The following is a 3,077-nucleotide window of genomic DNA, read 5'->3' on the forward strand; positions in this document are numbered from 1 at the left end:
GGCAAGCATATGGTTGGTAGAGATTTAGGCCGACTGGAACCGACTGCTTCGCTACAGTACCGTGCTGCTGGATGATTTGCCAAAAATAAGAATGTAAAGAGTTTAAAAACTTGAACATCGAGTTTTACTAAAGTGAAATGCTGATTTAGCTCTTTATAGACTTTCAGAAATTAAATTTCCAATTCAAGTTGCTGTAAGTTGACACAGATACCATCCCTTCAAGGGATGGTATCTGTTGGCAGCGAAAGTTAAGCCTTCAAAAATCGTAGTCCCTCATCGTCTATATCTACTTTTATAGTGTCACCGGCAATAAAATGCCCTGACAGTATTTTTTGCGCCAGCGGATTTTCCAGTTGTTGTTGTATTGCGCGTTTCATGGGTCTGGCTCCGTACACCGGATCAAACCCAGACTCACCCAACAAATCTATGGCTTGATCAGTCATTTCAAAGCCAATTTCCCGATCCCGTAAACGCTGACGCAGATGCTCAATCTGGATGCTGGAAATAGCTCTGATTTGTTCACGTCCCAATGGATGGAAAACCACGGCTTCATCGATCCGGTTGATAAACTCGGGTCGAAAGTGCTGACTGACTTTATCCATCACAGCCGCTTTCATTACCGGGTAAAGGGCTTCACCTGCCAGTTCCTGAATGATATCGGAGCCCAGATTTGAAGTCATTACGATGACGGTATTTCTAAAATCGACAGTTCTGCCTTGGCCATCGGTTAAGCGGCCATCATCCAGAACTTGTAACAAGACATTAAATACATCCGGGTGGGCTTTTTCAATTTCATCCAGCAAAATAACCGAATACGGTTTACGTCTGACCAGTTCAGTTAAATAACCACCTTCTTCATAACCTACATAGCCAGGAGGTGCACCAATAAGACGTGCGACAGAATGTTTTTCCATAAACTCTGACATATCAATGCGTACCATTGCATCAACCGTATCAAACATAAATTCTGCCAGGGCTTTGCACAATTCAGTTTTACCGACACCGGTAGGTCCCAGAAACAAAAATGATCCATTGGGGCGATTGGGATCGGATAATCCGGCTCTGGAGCGGCGTATCGCATTGCTGACCGCTTTCAGTGCCTCATCCTGGCCAACGACCCTTTTGCTTAAATAATCTTCCATGCGTAATAATTTATCACGCTCGCCTTCCATCATTTTTGAGACCGGTATTCCCGTCCATTTTGATACCACTTCGGCAATTTCTTCTTCGGTGACTTTATTGCGTAACAAGGTCATTTTTTGAGTTTCAGCGGGTGCAGCCATGGTCAGCTGCTTTTCCAAGGCGGGAATAATGCCATACTGAAGTTCTGACATACGCGCCAAATCATTAGTGCGACTGGCTACTTCCAAATCTGTTCGGGCATGTTCCAGCTTTTCTTTAATCAATGCTGAACCTTGCAATGAGGCTTTTTCAGATTTCCATATTTCCTCAAGATCGGAATATTCTTTTTCCAGATCGGCAATTTCTTCTTCCAGGATTTCGAGACGTTTTTTGGACGCTGCATCCTGTTCTTTTTTTAGTGCTACCTGCTCAATTTTTAATTGAATCAAGCGCCGGTATAATTTGTCCATTTCTTCCGGCTTGGAGTCAATTTCCATGCGGATTCGGCTGCCGGCCTCATCAATAAGATCAATGGCTTTGTCGGGTAGTTTTCGGTCAGCAATATACCGGTAAGACAACGTTGCTGCAGCAACAATGGCCGGGTCGGTAATGCTAACGCCGTGATGCACTTCGTATTTTTCTTTTAAGCCACGCAAAATGGCAATGGTATCTTCGACAGAAGGTTCATCGACCAATACTTTTTGAAAACGACGTTCCAGCGCGGCATCTTTTTCAACATATTTACGATATTCATCCAGTGTCGTTGCCCCTACGCAATGCAATTCGCCACGCGCCAGCGCGGGTTTTAACATATTGCCTGCATCCATGGCACCTTCAGCCTTACCTGCACCGACCATGGTATGTAGCTCATCAATAAACAGGATCACCTGACCTTCTTGTTTGGCCAGATCATTTAAAACGGCTTTCAGACGCTCTTCAAATTCACCGCGAAACTTGGCACCGGCAATTAATGCGGCCATGTCTAAAGCCAATACTTGTTTGCCTTTAATTCCTTCCGGTACTTCACCATTAACGATACGTTGCGCCAAACCTTCAACAATCGCTGTTTTACCGACGCCGGGCTCACCGATTAAAACAGGATTGTTTTTGGTACGTCGTTGTAAAACTTGAATGGTGCGACGAATTTCATCATCTCTGCCGATAACCGGATCAAGTTTGCCTTGCGCGGCACGTTCCGTCAGGTTGATGGTGTATTTATTTAAGGCCTGGCGTTGATCTTCGGCATTGGCATCATCAACTGCTTCACCACCGCGCATTTTATCAATCGCTATTTCGACATTTTTCTTAATAACACCGGCTTTTTTAAGCAGATCGTTTAACACTCCTTTTTCTTCACAAGCCGCCAGTAAAAATAATTCGCTGGAGATGAATTTATCGTTACGTTTTTGGGCTAATTTATCGGTTAAATTTAGCAGTCTGGATAATTCATTTGATATTTGGACATCGCCGCCCGAACCACTAACGGTCGCAATACGCGCCAATTCCATGGCAAGTTCTGTGCGCAGCATCTGTGTATTAACACTGATCTGGGCCAGTAACGGCTTGATGCTGCCGCCTTCCTGATCCAGTAATGCCATCATTAAATGTACAGGTTCGATAAATTGATGATCTTTTCCCAAGGCCATACTTTGAGCATCAGCCAAAGCTGATTGAAACTTGCTGGTTAATTTATCCATTCGCATCATGATATACCTTATAAAAAGTGTTTAAGTTAGAGCTAATATGAGGGAGTATAGGTCAATTTTCAAGCGGACTTTTGCTTTTGTATTTATCGATGAATCAGGTCAATGGTGCAGATTATTAACTGATATTAGACATCTTTCCTAAATACAGTCATAGCGTAAGTTAACAAGAGCAGCCACTAAATTCCATGTCAGGGAGTAATGCTTGTGCTTACCCCGATAAACATCTTTGGTAATTCTGAAGATTTTGCA

General features: G+C 43.5%; 1 protein-coding gene. It reads right to left on the bottom strand.

Annotated elements, in window-relative coordinates; genetic code table 11:
- Window positions 1-248: 248 nt before the first annotated feature.
- The gene (gene clpB / locus N7974_RS20315; RefSeq protein ID WP_262967353.1) at window positions 249-2,825 is read right to left on the bottom strand and encodes an ATP-dependent chaperone ClpB; all 2,577 of its coding nucleotides are present in this window, start codon (window positions 2,823-2,825) and stop codon (window positions 249-251) included.
- Between the last annotated feature and the right edge of the window lie 252 nt (window positions 2,826-3,077).

It is taken from the genome of Methylobacter psychrophilus, assembly GCF_025583945.1.
Classification (GTDB): Bacteria; Pseudomonadota; Gammaproteobacteria; order Methylococcales; family Methylomonadaceae; genus Methylobacter_C; species Methylobacter_C psychrophilus.